At 47.4% G+C, this 268-nt stretch carries 2 tRNA genes; both read left to right on the top strand.

The features are described 5' to 3' along the window. Nucleotides 1-31 precede the first annotated feature (31 nt). Nucleotides 32-105, top strand: a tRNA-Ile gene (locus MP477_RS22715). 88 nt (nt 106-193) lie between these two features. Further along, nucleotides 194-267, top strand: a tRNA-Ala gene (locus MP477_RS22710). The last annotated feature ends 1 nt before the right edge of the window (nt 268 follow it).

Below are 268 nucleotides of genomic sequence, written 5' to 3'. Positions count from 1 at the left end.
TAGCATCTAGGATCTGTAAGTCTAAAAAGACAGTCTCGTAGCTCAGCTGGTTAGAGCGCTACACTGATAATGTAGAGGTCGGCAGTTCGAGCCTGCCCGAGACTACTAATTAAAAAGACGGGAAGATAAAAGAGCCAGGAGGCAAGATGATAAGTCTTGAATCTAGTATCTTGAATCTCTTAGTCTACTAGAGGGGGAATTAGCTCAGCTGGCTAGAGCGCCTGCCTTGCACGCAGGAGGTCAAGGGTTCGACTCCCTTATTCTCCAC

Origin of the sequence: Chryseobacterium sp. WG23 (assembly GCF_024586575.1) — a bacterium.
In the GTDB taxonomy this organism is placed as follows: domain Bacteria; phylum Bacteroidota; class Bacteroidia; order Flavobacteriales; family Weeksellaceae; genus Chryseobacterium.
Note: the sequence above shows the minus strand (reverse complement) of the source record. Positions and strands in the feature narration are given on the sequence as shown.